Annotated in this window: 13 protein-coding genes and 1 pseudogene; 2 read left to right on the forward strand and 12 right to left on the reverse strand. The window is 48.4% G+C overall.

All coding sequences use genetic code 11. The features are described from left to right. Nucleotides 1-16: 16 nt before the first annotated feature. Nucleotides 17-427 (forward strand): annotated as a pseudogene (locus tag ABF86_RS07340) (integrase core domain-containing protein); the annotation flags it as partial. A gap of 86 nt (nt 428-513) precedes the next feature. Here ABF86_RS07340 and ABF86_RS07345 read toward each other — a convergent pair. From ABF86_RS07345 to ABF86_RS07380, 8 genes are all read right to left on the reverse strand, one after another. Further along, on the reverse strand, nt 514-1,740 hold the full coding sequence (locus ABF86_RS07345; protein ID WP_160803506.1) for a hypothetical protein: 1,227 nt from the start codon (nt 1,738-1,740) through the stop codon (nt 514-516). Further along, nucleotides 1,733-2,131, reverse strand: a complete 399-nt coding sequence (locus ABF86_RS07350; RefSeq protein ID WP_160803507.1) for a hypothetical protein — start codon at nt 2,129-2,131, stop codon at nt 1,733-1,735. The genes ABF86_RS07345 and ABF86_RS07350 overlap by 8 nt, the downstream gene beginning before the upstream one ends. A gap of 68 nt (nt 2,132-2,199) precedes the next feature. After that, on the reverse strand, nt 2,200-3,012 hold the full coding sequence (locus ABF86_RS07355) for a PEP-CTERM/exosortase system-associated acyltransferase (protein WP_160803508.1): 813 nt from the start codon (nt 3,010-3,012) through the stop codon (nt 2,200-2,202). A 319-nt stretch (nt 3,013-3,331) separates the two neighbouring features. Then, a complete protein-coding gene (locus ABF86_RS07360) occupies nt 3,332-5,179 on the reverse strand; it encodes an asparagine synthase-related protein (RefSeq protein ID WP_160803509.1) in 1,848 nt (615 codons plus the stop codon). Between the two features lie 157 nt (nt 5,180-5,336). Then, nucleotides 5,337-6,572 carry a pyridoxal-dependent decarboxylase, exosortase A system-associated gene (locus ABF86_RS07365; RefSeq protein ID WP_160803510.1) on the reverse strand — a complete coding sequence of 412 codons (1,236 nt, stop codon included), beginning with the start codon at nt 6,570-6,572 and terminating at the stop codon, nt 5,337-5,339. Next, a complete protein-coding gene (locus tag ABF86_RS07370) occupies nt 6,569-8,158 on the reverse strand; it encodes an acyl-CoA ligase (AMP-forming), exosortase A system-associated (RefSeq protein ID WP_074685164.1) in 1,590 nt (529 codons plus the stop codon). Before ABF86_RS07370 ends, ABF86_RS07365 begins: the two co-directional genes overlap by 4 nt. 40 nt (nt 8,159-8,198) lie before the next feature. Continuing rightward, nucleotides 8,199-9,557 (reverse strand): PEP-CTERM-box response regulator transcription factor, encoded by a 1,359-nt coding sequence (gene prsR, locus ABF86_RS07375; RefSeq protein WP_074685166.1) that lies wholly within the window; start codon nt 9,555-9,557, stop codon nt 8,199-8,201. Nucleotides 9,558-9,895: 338 nt separating this feature from the next. Beyond that, nucleotides 9,896-12,277, reverse strand: a complete 2,382-nt coding sequence (locus ABF86_RS07380; RefSeq protein WP_074685168.1) for a penicillin acylase family protein — start codon at nt 12,275-12,277, stop codon at nt 9,896-9,898. A 552-nt stretch (nt 12,278-12,829) separates the two neighbouring features. Between ABF86_RS07380 and ABF86_RS07385 the strand changes: the two genes are divergently transcribed. Further along, on the forward strand, nt 12,830-13,021 hold the full coding sequence (locus tag ABF86_RS07385) for a uracil-DNA glycosylase family protein (RefSeq protein ID WP_160803511.1): 192 nt from the start codon (nt 12,830-12,832) through the stop codon (nt 13,019-13,021). Here the strand turns inward: ABF86_RS07385 and ABF86_RS07390 are convergent, their stop codons facing one another. Genes ABF86_RS07390 through ABF86_RS07405 form a run of 4 tightly spaced genes read right to left on the reverse strand, consistent with a single transcriptional unit; the run spans nt 13,022 to nt 19,432 of the window. Continuing rightward, complete coding sequence (locus ABF86_RS07390; protein ID WP_074685170.1) at nt 13,022-14,146, reverse strand: ABC transporter permease; 1,125 nt, start codon at nt 14,144-14,146, stop codon at nt 13,022-13,024. Nucleotides 14,147-14,148: 2 nt separating this feature from the next. After that, the gene (gene rbbA / locus ABF86_RS07395; protein WP_160803512.1) at nt 14,149-16,917 is read right to left on the reverse strand and encodes a ribosome-associated ATPase/putative transporter RbbA; all 2,769 of its coding nucleotides are present in this window, start codon (nt 16,915-16,917) and stop codon (nt 14,149-14,151) included. Further along, nucleotides 16,914-17,984, reverse strand: coding sequence for an HlyD family efflux transporter periplasmic adaptor subunit (locus tag ABF86_RS07400; RefSeq protein ID WP_074685174.1), 1,071 nt, complete (start codon nt 17,982-17,984; stop codon nt 16,914-16,916). The genes rbbA and ABF86_RS07400 overlap by 4 nt, the downstream gene beginning before the upstream one ends. After that, nucleotides 17,981-19,432, reverse strand: a complete 1,452-nt coding sequence (locus ABF86_RS07405) for a TolC family protein (RefSeq protein WP_074685176.1) — start codon at nt 19,430-19,432, stop codon at nt 17,981-17,983. The genes ABF86_RS07400 and ABF86_RS07405 overlap by 4 nt, the downstream gene beginning before the upstream one ends. Nucleotides 19,433-19,450: the final 18 nt, after the last annotated feature.

The raw sequence follows: 19,450 nt of genomic DNA on the forward strand, positions 1-19,450 counted from the left end.
ATAAGAAACAGAGACTGTTCCCTACAAGATCCATACAATCCTGACTGATAACGGTATCCAGTTTACGTTCCCGGCGCGTTATCGGAATGGGCCAACGGCTCAGTATGTAACGCATATGTTCGATAGGTGTTGTCAGATCAACGGCATCGAGCACCGTCTCACCAAACCCAACCATCCCTGGACCAATGGTCAGGTTGAACGCATGAATCGAACCATCAAGGATGCGACTGTAAAACGGTATTATTACGACTCACACGATCAGTTGAAGGCCCATCTCCATCGCTTTGTGATGGCTTATAACTTCGCCAAAAGACTAAAAGCTCTCAAAGGCCTAACACCCTATGAATACATCTGCAAAATCTGGAAAAATGAGCCAGATCGTTTTATCTTTGACCCATTCCAGCACACCGTGGGACTAAACACTTAGCCCGATAAATATCCGAAAAAATTTATGGCCAGTATTTTTTAAGTCAACTGGCCTCTCGGAGATGGCAGGTTTCACTTGATCTTGCATCAGAACCGATAGGAAATTTGTGCGGCAAACAGATTCCAGTTCTTCTCAGTACTGGTGATATCCGGATTGTCTAGTGGAGAAAGCCAGGCGGTTCCATTGACCCGATGATATTCAGTGCTCAGCATGATGGATGGAGTAATATTCCAGCGTAATCCTACCGTCAAATCTCTGGCGTACTGACTGTATGCCGGATGGCCGCTTACGGCTGCAAATTTCTTGCCGTTGCGATCTTTTCTGTTGGCGAAAAGCAGATCGTAGCGCAATACAGCTTCCCAGCCTGGAAGGAACCGGTAGATACCTTGCAGATAGAAGCTATCTCCGGTAGAACTCTGATCAAGTCTGGGGTTGCCAAAACCATGACGGCGAGAATAACGTAACGCATATTCTGAAGTTATGCTCCAGCGTTCTGCATTGTATTGCGCTGACAGAATCAGGGGAGAGAATCTGAATGAACCCGATTCAAAAATATCATTTTGGCTGGGATCATAGCCAACATTGAGCTGAGCGCTGCTGACAGCCAGGCGTAGCCGTCCGTCAGGCAGCTCGTAGAGGATACGGCCGATATATGAAAGCCTGCTTTTCAGATATCCTCGGATCGGGGTTGTATGACCAAAAATAGATGTTTCGGTATCTTTGTCATCTACCTGCGGAAAAGCAGCACCAAGCTGAATGGTAATATTTCCCCAATCTGTGCGTGATTCTCCGTACAGCTGAGCGCCATCCGAAGCCAGCGCCAGGTTACGGGTCCGATCAAAATAGATTGATTGAGGTAACAGTATACTTGGCCGGGTAAAGGGCACATCACGGGTATCGTTATAGAACCCAAACGGATTCTTCATTCTGCCCAGGCGCAAGCCAAGTTCTACCCCGGGCGTATTAATAAAATTGTAATCAAGGAAGCCAAAATCAATACGGATGCCACCGTCACTGCCTTCTCCCGCCCTGCGGTGAAGTAACTGTCCGGAGAATTGCAATCTGGGTAGCGGGCGCAGAGAGGCTGTCAGGCCCATTTCCCTGAAATCAAAGCTGCCCGAGTTGTTGCTGTGACCGAAAACATTGTTTCCGGTTGTCTTGATATATCCCTGGCTGAGGAAACCATGTACCTGCAGCTGCTTCAGAATTTGTACTCCCTGATGCCCATCAGCAAATCCGGATGGTGCGAAAAGAGTCAGAAGTAACCCTGCGATGCTCAAAAAGGGATTGGTGAAAAATTTTTTGCTATTCATTGATATGAACGACCTGGACACTTCCATCAATCTTGATTTCACTTAAATAACCGATTGATCCCGGTGTCGTCGCAATTTTTGTACGCATCTCTTCTTCGGAGTACACGACGAGTGGTGCTTGCCCGGTTCCTGAATAGACCAGGCGATCCCATGCGAGGCGTAATTGATAGGGGAAGACATTGAGTTTCTTTTTGGCAAATATACCGTGTAACGGCGCATCGTCAGGCAGCACGAAAACCCGGATCGGTACACCGTTTTGCCAGGTTCTGAGGCGCATACTAAAGACAGAGCGTAATAAATTCTTGGAAAGATAATTGACATTGGTGCTGGGATGGACTACTACTTCGACCGCGTTATCAGAGGATAAAACATTATCCGTGAAAAAAAGCATAATTAGCAGTGCGGGGAGAAGAGTGCCCCGAAGGCAGTAAGTAAAAATTCCCGTCACAATGGTGAATGTTATTGGTTTCCCAATATGCGAGCGCTACCGTAGTCAGCGAGTTGTCGCCTGTTTTGTTGGCGCAGAAGAGTCAGATCGGCCGGCCAGATATTTCCGTGGTCAGTAACAAGCTCCCAAATTGTCCGCTGATCGCGGTAAATTCTGTCCAGAACATCTAACAGGCAGACATGATAAGGGCTGCGAAGTCCGTGGTAATCAGTTGATGGGCCAATGGAATTCAATTGCAAGCCGTAAAATCCCAACAATTTGTTCAAGGCTGGTTCCATGGATGAAAGTAAGTAATAAATTTCATACTGAGCACATGTTTGTATAATTCCAACGACAAGCCCTAGCATCGGATGAGGAAAGCGACGTCGTTCGTGAGGTTTGCCAGCAGGTCGGGTTGGTATATCAACAGGTCCAGCCAGCGTATAGTGTTCATTCTTACGTTTAAAAAAATCGCTCAGTATGGCGAAGCGGGATATTTCAGCGGTATGTTTACGAGATGATGGATCTACCTGAAATTCAGGATAAAATTGGGTATGCAGTTCAGTTGGCAGTTTATTTTCTGGATGTTGCAAATCAGGCAGAATCAGGCGAGTGGTTCCGATGAATGTATCGGTCGGCCGATGGCGCAGCAAGAGATGCGCAGAGCGACTATCGTATTCGTCATTTTCCAGTTTATCTGGATAATTTACTGAATTGAAACCAGAGATATCGTTATATACGCACAAAATACGAAAACGTAAGCCGAAAGCCTCTTTAAGCAGCTCCGGCGTATTAGCATGCACAATTTCAAAATATTGGTGAAAAGCTTTTTCAAGATCATTCATATTTCCCCTTGACTATAAGTTTTGTCTAAAACAAAAAACAGAGCCAAAAATGCTGGCTAATCAGGATGAATTTTACTGTTCAGGCCAGTTTTCAATTCGGGGAATATATAAACGATATGACTTTATATTTTATTTGCATTTTGCTGCTTGCATCATGACAATCAATCGTATTTCCGAGAATGTTAATCAACAAAATATAAACTGGATAATAGTGTCGTCTGGACAAGACACATTAAACTATACTTACGTCGCTAAAATATGACAAGCTGATGATATTTTTTGTGTTGTTTTTTGTGATGATTGGATGAATCTTGAATTTTTACTGGGTATGCTGTTTGAACCAGTACTCCAACATCATTAACAGCCACACCATGGTACCATGGTAGCTGGCGTGTTCGTGAAGGTGCTGATCAAGTAGCTTATCGATGAAATCGTTCCGTATGATGTTACGAGCTTTGAGGTCGCTCAGGCTATCTGCGGAAATTTCCCGTAGCGGTTTGTGCGATTGCAGCCAGACACCAAACGGTAAGCCAAACCCCTGTTTTTGCTTGGCAATGATCTCATTCGGCAAAAATCCCCGTAATGCCTGTTTAAAGAAATAGCGCAGCTGTGTCCCCTTCAGCTTCAGATCCGGATCCAAAGCGAGAGAGAAAGCGAGCATTTCATCATTGGCAAACGGAAAAGATACTTCCATACCCCCCAGACGACAAGCCTGAACTACTTTGGGAAAATCGTTATCTGCTAGCGTAAATTTCCAGTCGAAGGCGAGCATACGGTTGATCAGGCTACGCGCGTGAGAAGTATCGTGGTAAGTTTGTTCGATCAACTGCGCAGGTTGCCCGGTATTAACCTGTGCCAGTAATTCTGGAGAAAATACAGCCTCAAAGCCATAATGTGTTAATAGATTATAAGTTTCCATCCGATGAGGCATGGGGACAGTGGCCTGTGCGACATAGCTACGTGCTTTGCGGAGTAATTTAGGATCGGTATCGGGCGGAATAGAGAGGATAAGCGGTGAGAGCAGATAGTTTCTCAAGGGCGCTGGAATTTTGTCATACAGCGAAAAAATATACTGTTTTGCATAACGCACATTGCCGCCGAACAATTCATCACCACCGTCGCCCCCAAGCAACAAATCCAGGCCATCTTTCCTGGCCATGCGTGCACAGTAATAGGCTGGCAGTGCCGATGCATTGCCAAAAGGTTGATCAAAGACCGAGGCGATCAGCGGGATGGTTTCGACTACATCATCCGGTGTGACATAGTATTCGTGATGATCTGTCGAGAAATGTCGGGCAGCAATTCGTGCATAGTACATCTCGTCATAACCGGTTGCCTCAAAACCAATTGAATAGGTTTTAGCTGGTTCCCCGGTAACTTCCGTCAGTATCCCTGCCAGGGTGGAGCTATCTGTGCCTCCACTTAGAAATGCTCCGGCTTTCTGATCTTGTATTATTTCACTGACACTTTTTCTAAGCAGCGAGAGAAATTCCTGTTGAAGCTCTGGAAACGGACGCTTTATATCCTCATTAAACTGAGCCTGCGTGTAGTGATTGATTTCTGCACGGCCATCATGAAAATATAAGTATTCACCAGGAAGCAGGCGCTGTTGAGCCTGGTAAATGGTGCCAGGTCCCGGGATCATGTGAAAATAAAGGTAGTTGAGCAGCCCTTGTGGATTGATTTCCTGGCTAGCCTGCGGATGTGTGAGCAGGACATCAGCCGAGGAGCCAAACAGGATTCCATTATCCAGCTGTTGGTAGTAGAGCGTATGTGTCCCCAGTGGATCAATGGCCAGTGCGACTTTGCGGGCATGGCTATCCACGATGCAGCACACGAATTCACCGCCAAGATCAGAGAATAGTTTTTCACCTTTCTGCAACCATAGATCTGCAAGCGCTGCAGCCATTCCTTTGACATCAATATCTGCCTGCAGCTGTTTATTCCGGGATTTTATCCTTCCCCAGATACCAACTAACAAACCATCTTTTTCATAGAGATGAGCATGGCTTGCTTTTGCAACAACAGACAGGGCTGCGCTGCCTTGTGCTGTTGTTTGTGCAGGATTGCTGTCAAAACGAGTCAGCAAACGGGTCATACGATCAATAACCTGTTGATTCTCTATTGTCGAATGATTAACACTCAGCCAGCCACATATACCACTCATATCATCTCCTCATCTTTCCGGATTGTCCCTAAATGCTACTGTCATAATAGCACCTGGGTATACTTAATTTATTTACTTTCTTGTACTGGTTACCAATGGCTATTTGATTTGCATGTTGTATCATTGCAGAGAAAGGTATCAGTTTGGCAGCAGATTCTCAGGCCAGTATTTCCAGCGGGGCAGGGTGACTAAGAAAAGAGGTGGGACTGGCTGTTAATCCATAGGCGCCGGACTGGAAAACAACGATCAGATCCCCGGGTTCAGCTTTGGACAGTTCCATCTGGTTGGCGAGTAAATCCAGTGGCGTGCAAAGTGGCCCGACCACTGAGGCAGTTTCAGTTTCACTGATGTACATTTTATTTCCGACCGCAACAGGGTAATTTTTGCGGATAACCTGGCCAAAATTTCCTGAAGCGGCAAGATGATGATGTAAACCACCATTGGTAATAAGAAAAACCTGCCCTCTTGATAGTTTCTTTTCCAGTACACGGCATACATAAATACCCGCTTCTGCCACGATATAGCGCCCCAGCTCAACCACGAACCGGATATTCGGGGAAGAAGCAGGGATTTCTGCCAGCAATTGTTTCAGATTAGTGCCAACGGCACTCAAATCGAGCGGATTTTCACCGGGGAAATAAGGAACGCCAAATCCACCGCCGATGTTGATTGTGCGTATTGGAACGGGTGAGGTTGACGCAAGCTGTAAACCGAGCTGCAGTGTCTTTTCGTGTGCTTCCTGAATGGCTTCCACTCTGAGATTTTGTGAGCCGCTGAAGATATGCAATCCCTCAAAATCTAGTTTTAATTGCGCAATACGTTGCAACACGGCCGGGATGCGCTCGGCATCGATACCGAATTGTTTAGAGCCTCCTCCCATCCTCATGCCGGAAGATTTCAGCTCAAAATCAGGGTTGACCCGTACTGCGACTTTAGGATGGAAACCGGTTTCGTCTGCCAGTTGAGCAATTGTTTCCAGCTCCTGTTCGGATTCCATATTAATAACAATGCCGGCGGCAATGGCACAGGCCAGTTCCTGACGATTTTTGCCGGGGCCTGCGAAACTGATATTCTCTGGAGTCACGCCTGCATCCAGTGCCACTTTCATTTCACCAACTGAGGCGACATCAATTCCATCTACCAGGCCTGCCAGGTGCTGTACCACAGCCGGCATCGGATTGGCTTTCATCGCATAGTGCAGAAGTATGTCTGGTGGCAGATGTTGTCTCAGAGACTGTACACGTGTGGAAATCAACTGGCGATCGTAGGCATAGAAAGGGGTGCTTCCAATCCGTTGAGCCAGTCGTGTGAGTGGAATGCCGCCGATGACAAGACAATGATCCTGTACCGGAAACTGTATCATCGGCGCATGTTTAGGTTGATTCGTCGTCATATTTCTTCTGTTTGGAAAACTTGCTGAAATTCACTGGCCAGACTCTTTCGATCGATCTTTCCATTTGGATTACGCGGTAGACTGGTCTGTCGTAACTCGATCAAACCAGGTTGCATAAAAGCGGGTAAATGATTTTTGCAGGCTGCCATCAGGGTATCCTGTTTCAGTTGGATTCCTGTTTTGGGGACGGCAATAACAACAATTGCCTGGCCAAGCGTCGGGTGTGGCGCTCCAAATGCAGCAGTCTCTGCGACGGTTTCTGTTGCATAGATAACTTCCTCGATTTCTGTCGGACTGACACGATACCCAGAGGTTTTGATCATGTCGTCACGCCGGCCAATAAAATACAGATAGCCTTCTTCATCCATTCGCACGGTATCACCTGACCAGACAGCCAGCTCGGGGATGGTCAATCCGGGTTGGCGTGGAGCAAGGGGACGAAAGCGAGCTGACGTTTTGTCCGGATCATTCCAGTAACCCAGCGAGACCAGTGGGCCACGGTGCACCAGTTCGCCTGGTTCACCTGGTGCGCAAGGAGAGCCATCTTCCCGTAGCACCATAACTTCAGCATTGGGAATTGCTTTGCCCATGGAATCCGGGTGTTTATCCACTTCTTCAGGGGGCAGGTAAGTTGAACGGAAAGCTTCCGTCAAGCCGTACATTAAAAATATCTCTGTACTGGGCAGTGCTTCGCGCAAACGTGCCAGAGTGGTTCGCGGCATAGCACCCCCGGAATTGGTGATATAACGCAGTGTCTGTACATCTTGCCAGTCCAGTTGTGCCAATTGTGCCCACAGTGGCGGAACAGCCGCCAGCCCAGTGATCTGCTCACGTTTGATGATGGAGAGAATGTCGCGTGGCAGTAGATAATTCATCAAAACGGCAGTAGCGCCTACATAAAACGCAGTGTTCAGCTGGCTCAATCCATAATCAAAGCTAAGTGGCAGTACCGCAAGGATTCGATCATTCGATTGATTATTCAGATATTGTGAAACACTTTTTGCGCCGATTACCAGGTTACGGTGGGAGAGTACCACTCCTTTGGGTTTGCCGGTGCTGCCGGAAGTATACAAAATTGCCGCCATATCGCTGTCGATGCAATGTGGTAAGTGTACAGCTTCAGAAGAGGATATTTGTGCTTGTCCCCATGAAGTGACATTGAGTCCGGGTATTGACGATGATTCTTGTGCTTCATCAACTGTGATTACAGTATGCAAATCATGGCATTGTGATAATGCCGGGCTGAGCAGGCTGAATCGATCAACGGAAGTGACCAGTACTCTAACGTTGCAATCGTTAAGAATATAGGCAACCTGTTCAGCTTTGAGCAACGGGTTGACCGGTACAAATGCCCCTCCAGCGGCAGATGTGCCAAACAGGGCAATAACCGTTTCAAGCCGCTTCTCAAGGTAAACGGCGACACGTTCTCCCCGACTTAGCCCTAATGTATGCAAGGTGCCCGCGAATGATCGCACTGCTTTGGCCAGTGCCGGGTAAGATAAATGACGCTTCTGATCGATCAGAGCTACAGAATCTATATTCCGGTCGGCAGACTGATAAACCAGTTCGTGAAAAAGAGAAGTCATGAGTGGGTTGGGTAATAACGAGGTTGGTAGGTTTTATAGGCTATTTAAGTCCGTGGCGATTCATCAGGTCGTAAAGTGTTGGCCGGGTGACGCCGAGCAGTTCTGCAGCTTTAACGATATTACCATCCATCCGGGCCAAAGCCTTGGCGACTACTTCGCGTTCTGCCTGTTCCCGGACTTCGCGCAGGGTGGCGGGTTGCTCAGGATTGTCTGCTGATTGTAGTCCCAGATCCTGGGCCGTAATTTGGGAGCTCTCCGCCATGATGACAGCACGCTTGATGCAGTTTTCAATTTCGCGGACATTACCCGGCCAGCGGTGGTTGCTGATTGCATTCAGTGCATCCTGGCTGAAGTTGAGTGTCTGGCGCTTTTCCTTGATACGGTATTGATTCTTGAAGTGATGCGCAAGCAATACAGCGTCGCCAATGCGTTCACGCACTGGCGGTATATGAATGCTGATCTCGCACAGCCGATAGAATAAATCTTCGCGGAAAGTACCGGCATCGATCATTTTCTTCAGATCCTGATGGGTTGCACAGATAATACGCACATCCACCGGAATCTCTTCTCTGCCACCAATGCGTTCAATGACGCGTTCTTGTAAAAACCTTAGCAGCTTGGCCTGCAGTGAGAGAGGCAGATCACCAACTTCATCCAGAAAAAATGTGCCCCCTTGCGCGGTTTCTATTTTACCGAGAGTCTGTTTTGCAGCATTGGTAAAAGCCCCTTTTTCGTAACCAAACAATTCAGCTTCCAATAATGATTCCGGGATCGCTGCGCAATTTACTGCAACCATGCGTTTACTGTTTCTGCCACTGAGCAGGTGAAGTGCTTTAGCCAGTACTTCCTTTCCAGTACCGCTCTCGCCCAGTAATGCGACGGCAACATCGGAAGATGCAATACGTTCAATCTGTTGACAAATTCTGGCTATTTCCGGATCTCCGGTAATAAATCCAGGAACTGATGAAATCAGGCCAGCTTGCTGCAGCTTATAATTTTCCCTTTGTAACCGGTGCAGATAAAAGGCCCGATTTACGATCAGATTAAGTACACCCGCATCAAGGGGTTTTTGATGAAAATCATAAGCACCCATGTCAATTGCTTTCAGCGCATTCTCATGATTCTGATTGCCGGTCAGCACAATAACCTTGGTGTCGGGAGCCAATGCAAGAATCTGCTGCAAGGTTGCCAGGCCTTCCGTTGCCCCATCCGGATCAGGAGGCAAACCAAGATCCATGGTTACGACTGCGGGTTCATGTCGGCGGATTTGTGCCAGCGCACTTTCACGATCGGAAGCAACAGCCACGTTGCAATCATCAAAACTCCAGCGCAATTGTTTTTGGAGCCCGGGATCATCTTCCACAACAAGCAATTTTTTTTGTATTTCATTTGCTTTCATAGCGTGACTGTCATTGTGAATTTAATATGAATATATGGAATAATTTTGCTGTTTTATGCGTAATTTACTGACATTAAAACTAGCAGCCTTTCTACTGAAAATAGAACCTCAGTCAAATTTAACTGATTTCAGCATGCTGCTATCTTTAAAGAATGCGGCTATTAAGCTGTCATTAAATTGTGTAAGTTTTATCGACATCACTGTAAAAATATTAAGCTAAATCGAATTGATCAGGAAAAAACAGTAACTTGCTGATTACTCAAATGCCACTAGAGTAACGCAATGTATCCAGCCAGGGTGATGGAGGATACTTTTGCTGCTGTTTCAGCCAGGTTATTTTATTGATATGGCTTAACTTCGGTGGCGTGCAGATATAAAGTTTGTTGTGGTGGTCCCGGTAGAAACGGGCTGGCATTCCCCGCCACCCAATCAGAATGGCCGCTGCCGTAATAAGGAGAGAGCGGATGGCCGCTTTGTCCTCCCGGCATCTGAAAATAGCCATTCTCTTCCTCTCCAGGCGCAACAACAAAGCGCAGGGATGCACCAAAATTTGGTGTCTGAACACGAGGCATATGGTGATCTCCAGGCAACTGATCTGCAGGCATATCCAGCCATGCAGCAATCCATGTAGGCAGGGCGCGGCTGAGCGGATGCCGGATAGCGGCAGTATTTTCTTCACCCCAATTGCGCGCGGCAATGCCGCCTGGTTGCGCTTGCAGCCATGCTGTCACACGTTGTGCGCAAGCGGCGAGCATATCCTCCCAGCTATCCTCACCGGGAGGCAATAAATGTGGTGGACGATACTTGATCAGCTTCCAGACGGCATGTTCAACCTGGCTTAGGCGGGGCCGCACAAAATCAGGGTGATTGAGCTTCACTATTGCCGCAAAGGCATTGAGAATATGTTCCATAACAGCGTAACGAAAACTGTGTACGACGCGATAAGCTACCGACTGAGGCGAAGCGTGGCCATCCCAGTCACGCAAGGCTTGCTGCATTTCCCGGCTCCACGCAGCTGACGGGATTTTTTGCAATGTTTCTTCCAACAACTGCTTCCAGCGAGCAAGCAGCAGTGCGCGATCATCCAGCTGTATGGCCAGTAGATCTTCTGGTGAAAAGTGATTGAGCGCATGTAATTGATCGCGGATCTGCTGACTGCGCGCGCCGAGATCATATCCACCATCCCCCAGTTTTTTCAGCAAGGCGCCATCGACCATTCTGGAATTGCCATTCCAGAGTCGCGTCTCTGGCGGATTGATCACCAGCGGATAATCAGCAGGCGCAAGCCAGCCCCTCCAGCCAATTGTCTGTTGGCCCCAATCTGCGGGCAGATTTGCATCGTAGCCGCCCGTGCGTAAAGGAATACGGCCGGCAATTGTCCAGGCGATATCGCCATTTCTACTGCCTGCAATGAAATTTTGTGCTGGAATGCCCATGTTTTGCGCAATCCTAACTGCTTCTTCCAAGCTATCTGCCTGCTCCAATTCAATAATATCAAGGTTGACAGCATCTGGCTGGAAAGCTGTCCAGACCAGCGCCAGAGGGGTACCGTCATAATCTCTAGCAAGAATAGGGCCCCACTCAGTTTCATGGATTTCGAGCTGTTCATCGGGTGCATCACGCACATGTAGCGTTTCCTGCCATACTTTGATTGCTTTCCACTCACCATGATCAGCATAACGGGCAGGGTTATCCAGATCGAGCTTGACTCTGACCCAGTCGGCAAAATCTCCATAAGAATTAGTAAACCCCCAGGCAATATGACGATTGGAACCGGCAACGATAACCGGGTTACCGGGGAGGCTGACGCCGATTACATCAATCTTCCGCTGGGCGTGCAAAGGATCCGGATAAACTAGACGAGTACGGAACCACAAGCCGGGAACCCGCAAAGACAGATGCATGTCATTGGCTACCAGTGCACTGCCATTGGTTAGAGCGCCCCCAACTGCAAAAGCATTACTGCCAATGATGGGTAATTCCTGAAAGCTGTTGCCTGACAAAGTTTGTCGATTGATTGAGCGCAAATCAATATCAGTAGCAGGAGGGTAGGGTGGCCATTCAAGTTGGCTGTCATCCAGGGCGGCATCCCACTCTCCACCGCTGGCAGTCAGAAAACGGTAGGCAGATTCCGGCAAGGAGGCATGCATCATTGATAGCCCCAGTTCACGATCAATGCTGTTTTCCTGCAGTGTTATGTGCATGGCAAGCACGATCAACAGGCTGTCTTCGCTACGCCAGGGTCGGGGTAGCGTTTGTGTAAGCAGATAACCAAATTGTTTGGTTTTGAGACTGTTTAGCCCTGTATTGACTCCGTCGCGATAGGCTTCAAGCAGACGAAGCTGGTCTTGCGGCAGCCTTTGCAGCATTGACTGTGCGCGGGCACGCATCCGATAGCCACGCGCCTTGCGATCAGCCGGTAATGCAACCCCACCAAATAACTCCGCCAGCTCTCCGGCGGCCTTGCGGCGCATCAAGTCCATTTCAAAGAAGCGTTCCTGTGCATGAATGAAACCCAGGCCACGCGCCAGATCTAACCTATTTTCAGCACTTAGTGTCACCGTGCCGAGCGCATCCCGTTCAACCGTTACAGTATCAGCTAACCCGGGAAGCAGCAGATCTCCTTCATAAACGGGCAGACTGCCTCTAAGAAATAACCACGCAGTAGCCAAGATAATCATTGTGAGAACGAGCAGAAAAAGCAGGAATTTACGCAGCATATCAACAATAAACCCAACAAAATTGAGATCAATGAGATTGTAACAATCGCGATGCGTGTTTTTAGAAAGTTTATCCAGGCGATCTATTAAATATTTATGCTTCGATTACGTACAAACTTGTCCACAATTCCTGTGGATAAGTTTGTGTATAACTTGAGGATGATTGCCTTAAGGGTGTCTTTTCAAACAGGATTTTGAAATATGCTGAAATTTTGCACACTTATTTTTTTCATTAGAAACAATATGTTATGTTTACAGCCAGTATTGACGCGGGTTTGAGGAGTTGTCAACAACTCAGGTAAAAAATGTGGATATTTTTATGCCTGTCAAGAGAAATGTTCATGACAGATAGAAAAAAATTGGAATTTCTGTCTTTCTCAAAGCCATAATCAGGCATAAGCTTTTGTGTTATTTCTGATTTTAATAGTGAGTAGCAAATCATTTTGCGGCAGATCAAGCCAATATGGATGATTTCATATCATTGATTCATCAGGTGCGCTGGTGTCTTTATGTACTGAACCTTTACCGCTGAGACCAAAACCAGTATTTCAATTGCATGCATCAGCCCGTATTCTGATTGCCAGCCAGGCACCCGGCAGGCGGGTTCATGAAACCAGGGTGCCGTTCGATGACCCCAGTGGCAATCGGCTGGGCGAATGGATAATTCCTTCCCGCAAGGTAGGATGTATCATGCTTAGTGATTCTGGTCCCGTAGGTATAATCTCTCGTCTCTTTCGTTTCTGATCATGCCATAGAACTAATCGTCTTGCGGAAGCGGGTAAGTGCCAGCATGAAAAAAATAATACCAATTGCAAGTAGAGCAAGAAATTCTGGCCAGATAATACTGAAACCTGCACCACGGTAGAGAATAGCCTGGGCAAGGGAGACAAAGTGGGTGGTTGGTGCTGTGAGCATGAGGTACTGCACTGCCTCAGGCATACTTTCACGTGGTGTCATGCCACCAGATAGCATTTGCAGTGGCAGTAGAATAATGATCATCAACAACCCCATTTGCGGCATCGAACGCGCTACCGTGCCGAGAAAAATACCCATTGAGGTTGTGGCAAACAGATGTAATGTCATACCAATGACGAATAGCCCGATTGAGCCCTCGATGGGTACGCTGAGCAAATCCTGTACGACAAAGACAATCGAAGCCGTAGCCACGATGGCGACTACTAGACCCATCGACCAGATTTTGGCCATCATGATCTCGAAGGATGTCAGCGGCATTACCAGCAGATGTTCGATAGTGCCATGCTCACGTTCGCGGATTAGCGCCGCACCAGTGAGAATAATAGACAGCATGGTAATACTGTTGATAACTTCCATCACTGAGCCAAACCATACCGAGTTCAGATTCGGGTTAAAGCGTGCACGTATTTCGAGTTCGGCCGGCCAGGCAGGAAGAATTTGATGGCTTTGAGAGAATGTCGTGACCTCATTAGTAATGATATTTTGAATATAACCGCTGCCGATAAAGGCTTGTGACATACGTGTTGCATCGACATTGAGCTGAATGGCGGGTTGACGCCCAGCCAGTACATCGCGTTGAAAATCAGGAGGGATATTGAGTACAAAAGTATACAGGCCGGTATCCATACCGGGATCGGCGGCATACTGATCGATAATAAGCGGCGACAAAAAATGAGGGGGATAAAAAGCATTGATAATACGTAATGACAGAGGTGATCGATCTTCATCGATAATGGCAATGGGAGCTTTGTGAAGTGATTCAGGCAGACCGGTAGCAGTCAGGTATACCTGGCCGGTGAATGCAAATAGAATCAGAAATAGCATTAGTTTGTCGCGTCCCAGGCTGCGCAATTCCTTGATTCCAAGGTGAAAAATGTTGAGAAAGGTGAGCACTGCTAATGTTCCTGTTTCTTCAATAACACAACTGCCATCATAGTGATGATAGGGATGGCAAGTGCAAGTGGCAGTAACAATGAACCAAGCTCAGCAAAACCTAATGCTTTAGAGAAAGTGCCTCGGCTAATCGTCAGAAAGTAAGTGGCGGGAAAAATTTCTCCGATCAGTCGTGCTCCACCTTCTAACGAAGAAACCGGATCGATCATGCCGGAAAAACGCGAAGAAGGGATGATGGTAGCAAGCGATGTAGCGAAGATGGCGGCGATCTGGCTGCGTGTAAAGGCTGAAATTAGTAAGCCGAGGCCTGTAGCAGCAGTCACATAAAATAGTGCTGCTATTGTCAGTAACAGAAAATCCCCTTTGTGTGGCACACCGAAAACGAATACCGCCAGTATGCATAACAGAAAAAAGTTGATCATACCCAGAGCAATATAAGGAAGCTGCTTACCAAGGAGAAATTCTAGCCTGGTCACTGGCGTGACATACAGATTAAGAATAGAGCCCAGTTCTTTTTCTCGTACGACACTAAGTGCACTGAGCATGGCCGGAATCAGCATCAGCAGCATGGGTATCACTGCGGGGACGATAGCCGGTAAGCTTTTGACATCAGGGTTATAGCGGAAACGTGTCTCGATTGTCATTAGTCCGGCAGGTAAATGGCCCGTGGCATGATGGCGTGCCTGCGTAAGTAACCAACCCTGATGCATCGCCTGTACATAGCCAAGTATATTCTCGGCGCGCGTGGGCATTGCTCCATCGATCCAGGCACCGATTTTGACGTTATCGCCGCGTGCTAGATCACGTGCAAAATTCGGAGGGATTTCCAGCGCGAGGCTCAGCTCACCACTGCGCATACGTTGATCCAGTTCACCATAATCAGTGATCAATGGTCGTTCGACGAAATAACGTGAGCCACTGAGATCGAGTATATAGTTCTGGCTGAGTGTGGTCTGATCGCGATCGAGAACGGCAAAGCGTAGATTCTCGACATCCATGCTGATACCGTAACCCATGATGAACATCAGTAATACCGTTCCGAATAACGCGATGGAGCCGCGAATCGGGTCACGGCGCAGCTCCAGTGTTTCGCGCAAGGTATAACTGAACAAGCGTAATGGGCTGAAGCGAGTATTAAGTGTAATGACAGAGTGAGTATCTTCTGAGGTGGCTGCAGATTTGGTAGTAATAGAGGTGATGGGAGGTTCCAGCGGTTTATCACTGGTACCTATTGCCTGCTCCAGATAATCAATGAACGTAGCTTCCAGTGTGGAGTGACCGCTGCGCTCGATCAGCGCAGCAGGGGTATCGCTAGCGAGAATCTTGCCGGCATGCATCAGCGAGATACGATCACAGCGTTCAGCTTCGTTCATGAAATGAGTAGAAATGAAAATGGTTACCTGATCACGGCGAGCCAGACCAATGATCAACTCCCAGAACATGTCGCGTGCTATTGGATCGACGCCAGAGGTAGGTTCGTCGAGAATCAGAAGATCCGGCTTATGAATAACGGCTACTGCCAGCGATAACCGCTGGCGCATGCCAAGTGGCAGAGCATCAGGGAAGCTATCCATGACTGCCTCGAGCAGAAAACGCTCTGCCATTTCAGCGACACGGCCAGGAATATCGGCATTAGGCAGGTGGAACAATTTTGCATGCAACTCTAGATTCTGCTGCACGGTTAATTCAGAGTAGAGCGAAAACGCCTGAGACATGTAGCCGACCCGTCTACGGGTGGCCAGATTACTGACATCGATGGCCTGACCAAATAACCGTGCTTCTCCTTCACTGGGCGGTAGCAGGCCAGTAAGCATTTTCATGGTAGTAGATTTACCACAACCATTGGAGCCCAGAAAACCGAAAATCTCACCGCGCGAGATATGCAGATTGACCCGATCAACCGCGACAAAGTTGCCAAAACGCATGGTCAGATCGCGTGCCTCAATGGCAATTTCCTGGTTGTCCTGGATATTGCGTGGCGGAATAATGATTTCCCGGTAGTCTTTGCGCTTTTCTACCGGCAACAACCGGATGAAAGCTGCTTCCAGTGAGTCGGTATCGGTACACGCACGCAGCTCGGCTGCGGTACCGGTAGCGAGAATTTTGCCGGCATCCATTGCTGCCAGCCAGTCGAAGCGTTCTGCCTCATCCATATAGGCGGTAGAAACCAGTACACTCATATTGGCGTGTTGTCCACGCAAGCGACTGATCAGCTCCCAGAATTGGGCGCGTGATAGTGGATCAACACCGGTAGTCGGTTCATCCAGGACCAGCAAATCGGGGTCGTGAATCAGTGCGCAGCACAAGCCGAGTTTCTGTTTCATTCCGCCTGATAATTTACCGGCAGGGCGATCCCAGAAAGGTGCAAGGCCGGTACTTTCAAGCAGTTCATCAATACGCTGGTGGCGTTCGACTTGTCCGTGGCCAAACAACCGACCAAAAAAATCGATATTTTCGAATACTGATAGCGTATGGTACAGATTTCTACCCAGCCCTTGCGGCATATAAGCAATACATGGGCAGATAACACGACGATGTGTCGGATCCGCAATATCGCCTCCTAATACTTCGATCTGACCCTGCTGCATTACCCGCGCACCAGTCAGTAATGACATCAGGCTGGATTTGCCAACCCCGTCTGGGCCGATCAATCCGGCTATACAATTAGCAGGAATTTCTATGTTAAGATCATCGAGTGCAAGGTTATCACCGTAACGTAAACTGACGTTCCGTACATGAATGATTGGTTTCGTAGAAATATCCACATTCATTGGGATAACCTGATCTCTAATTCAGCGGGCCATGCTACCGCAGGATCAAGTTTGACATAAGCCATCCCAGGCAATCCAGTCTTAACTTGCTCAAGATGTTGTTTCAACAATTCAGGATCGATTCTCGCCCGGACACGAAACATCAACTTTAGACGTTCCTTTTCGGTTTCTACTGTTTTAGGAGTGAATTGAGCAACACTGGCGACAAAACTGGCTTTGGCCGGAATCACATAACCCGGCGCAGCATCAAGTACGAGATGGATATCGCTACCGAGTGCTACTTTACCAGCTGCCTCAGTCGGCAGGAAGAAAGTCATATAAACATCAGAAAGATCAACCATATTGAGGACACGGCCACCCACACCCAGTACCTCACCAGGTTCCGCCACACGATATTGCACACGGCCATCACGTGGCGCCCGTAATTCACTGTCATCGATGTCTGCCTGCAAGCGTGCAACTGTGGCCCGGGCAGCAACAATAACCGATTGTGACTCTATCACCTGAGATTCTGCTGCTTCGATACTGGCATTGGCTGCGGCAACCTGAGCCTGTGCCGCACTGACAGCAGCTTGTGCACTCAATACGCGTGCCTGATCATCATCCAGCTCCTGCTGAGCCAAGGCACCTTCACCGGCCAGTATTTGTGTGCGTTTCAAACGTTTACGGGCAGCATCCAGTTCTGCCTGACGCTGGGCAACAACTGCTCGTGCAGCTGTTTGCTCACTCTGACGCTGTATCACAATGGACTTTGCTGTTTGGTAAGCATGTTCAGCACGATGAACCTGCGCTTCAGCCTCATTCTGCTGAGCACGCAGCACCTGCGTGTCCATTCGCGCCAGTACCATATTGGCTTGCACAAAATCACCTTCTCTTGCCAGAATCTCAATAATACGGCCGGGCGCCTTGGTAGCGATATCAATTTCGGTTGCTTCGATACGACCATTTCCTGCCACAATGCCATCAGGTAGACCCTCCGGACGAAGTATCCACCATGCCACGATGATAGTGATGATAACGAGGGCTGAAAAGATGTAAGTCAGTACCGATTTCACTCGTTTATTCATTGTCTCTCCGAGATGGTTTCCACGGGTGGCACAGTCGCGTCTGCACCTCCTCCCAGTGCTTTATAAACCGCAATCAAATTAGTCGAGGCTTTTGCTTCGGAGCGAGCAAGGTCGATCTCGGCGCTGTAAAGTGTGCGTTGAGCATCCAGCACATCCAGAAACGATACGCTTCCTACCTGAAAACGCAATTGCGATAATCGGACAGCTTCGCGCAGATCAGTCACGGAGCGAGCCAGTGCCTGTCGCCGTATTTCTTCCTTGAGATAGCGTGTTAGGGCAGTTTCAATTTCCTGTAACGCTTCCAGTATGGTTTTTTCGAATATCAAATAGGCTTCCTGTTGCCGCGCATTGGCCAGATCAATCCCAGCCCGGATACGACCAAAATTGAGCAGTGGCTGCAAGAGACCGGCAGCGGTGTTATAGGAAAATGCAGCCGATTTAAACAGTGCATCGAGTTCAGTATTACGCAGACCCAAAAAAGCCGATAGTGACAGCCGTGGGAATAATTCTGCGATTGCGGCACCTTGTAGCGCTGTTGCAGCAGCGAGTCGACGCTCAGCAGTACGAAGATCTGGGCGGTGGCGAATGGCTGCAGCGGGTGAGTCCAGGATGACATGTCTGGGTGCCATAGGCATGGCGTTCGATCCACTCAGGATAGCAGTAAGTGTACCCGGCTGCTGCCCTGTCAACCTCTCCAACTGCCGTAACGCAGCAACTAGGCTTCCCTCTAAATCAGGAATCTGAGCCTTGGTAGTTTCGGTCTGTGCGCGTGCTCGCACCGCATCATAACGAGTACCGACACCTGCCTTGAAGAGTTTCTCGGTTAATTCCTGTGTGGTCTGCTGAGCGGCCAGGTTTGCGCGAGTAATGCGCAGCTGATTCTGAAAACTACGGTATTCGATATAGCTACGTGCCAGATCGGCTGTCAAAGTTACCAGCGCCTGACCGTACTGAATATTGACGGCATCCAGATCGGCGGAAGCAGCTTCCAGCTGGCGGCGCAGACGACCGAACAGATCGATTTCCCACAAAGCATCGAATCCCAGCTCGAACAAATTGAATTTGATATCGGGTGCGAAACCAGGAAAGGGATTATGACTGCGCTGGACATTTGCTGCTGCATTGACACTCGGAAATAACCCGGCGCGAATGGCGCTACGCTCAGCACGGGCCTGGTCAATACGGGACAGTGCGATTTTGAGATCGAAATTACCCGATAATGCCCGATCTATCAGACTATCCAGTCGGGGATCATTGAAATTTTTCCACCAGTGTTTCAATACTTGTTGATCAATCGGCTGCACAGACATACTTTGCCATTCGACAGTCTCTTCTTTTTCAGCTTGCCAGGAATCGGGAACTCCAGGGAGGGGAGGGTGATAATCCGGGCCGACAGCACACCCGCCCAGCGTGGCTGTGATAAGCAACCACCCGATCTTGTATATCATGGTATCCCTTGAAAAAGG

It is taken from the genome of Nitrosomonas sp. GH22 (assembly GCF_009833115.1).
GTDB lineage: Bacteria > Pseudomonadota > Gammaproteobacteria > Burkholderiales > Nitrosomonadaceae > Nitrosomonas > Nitrosomonas eutropha.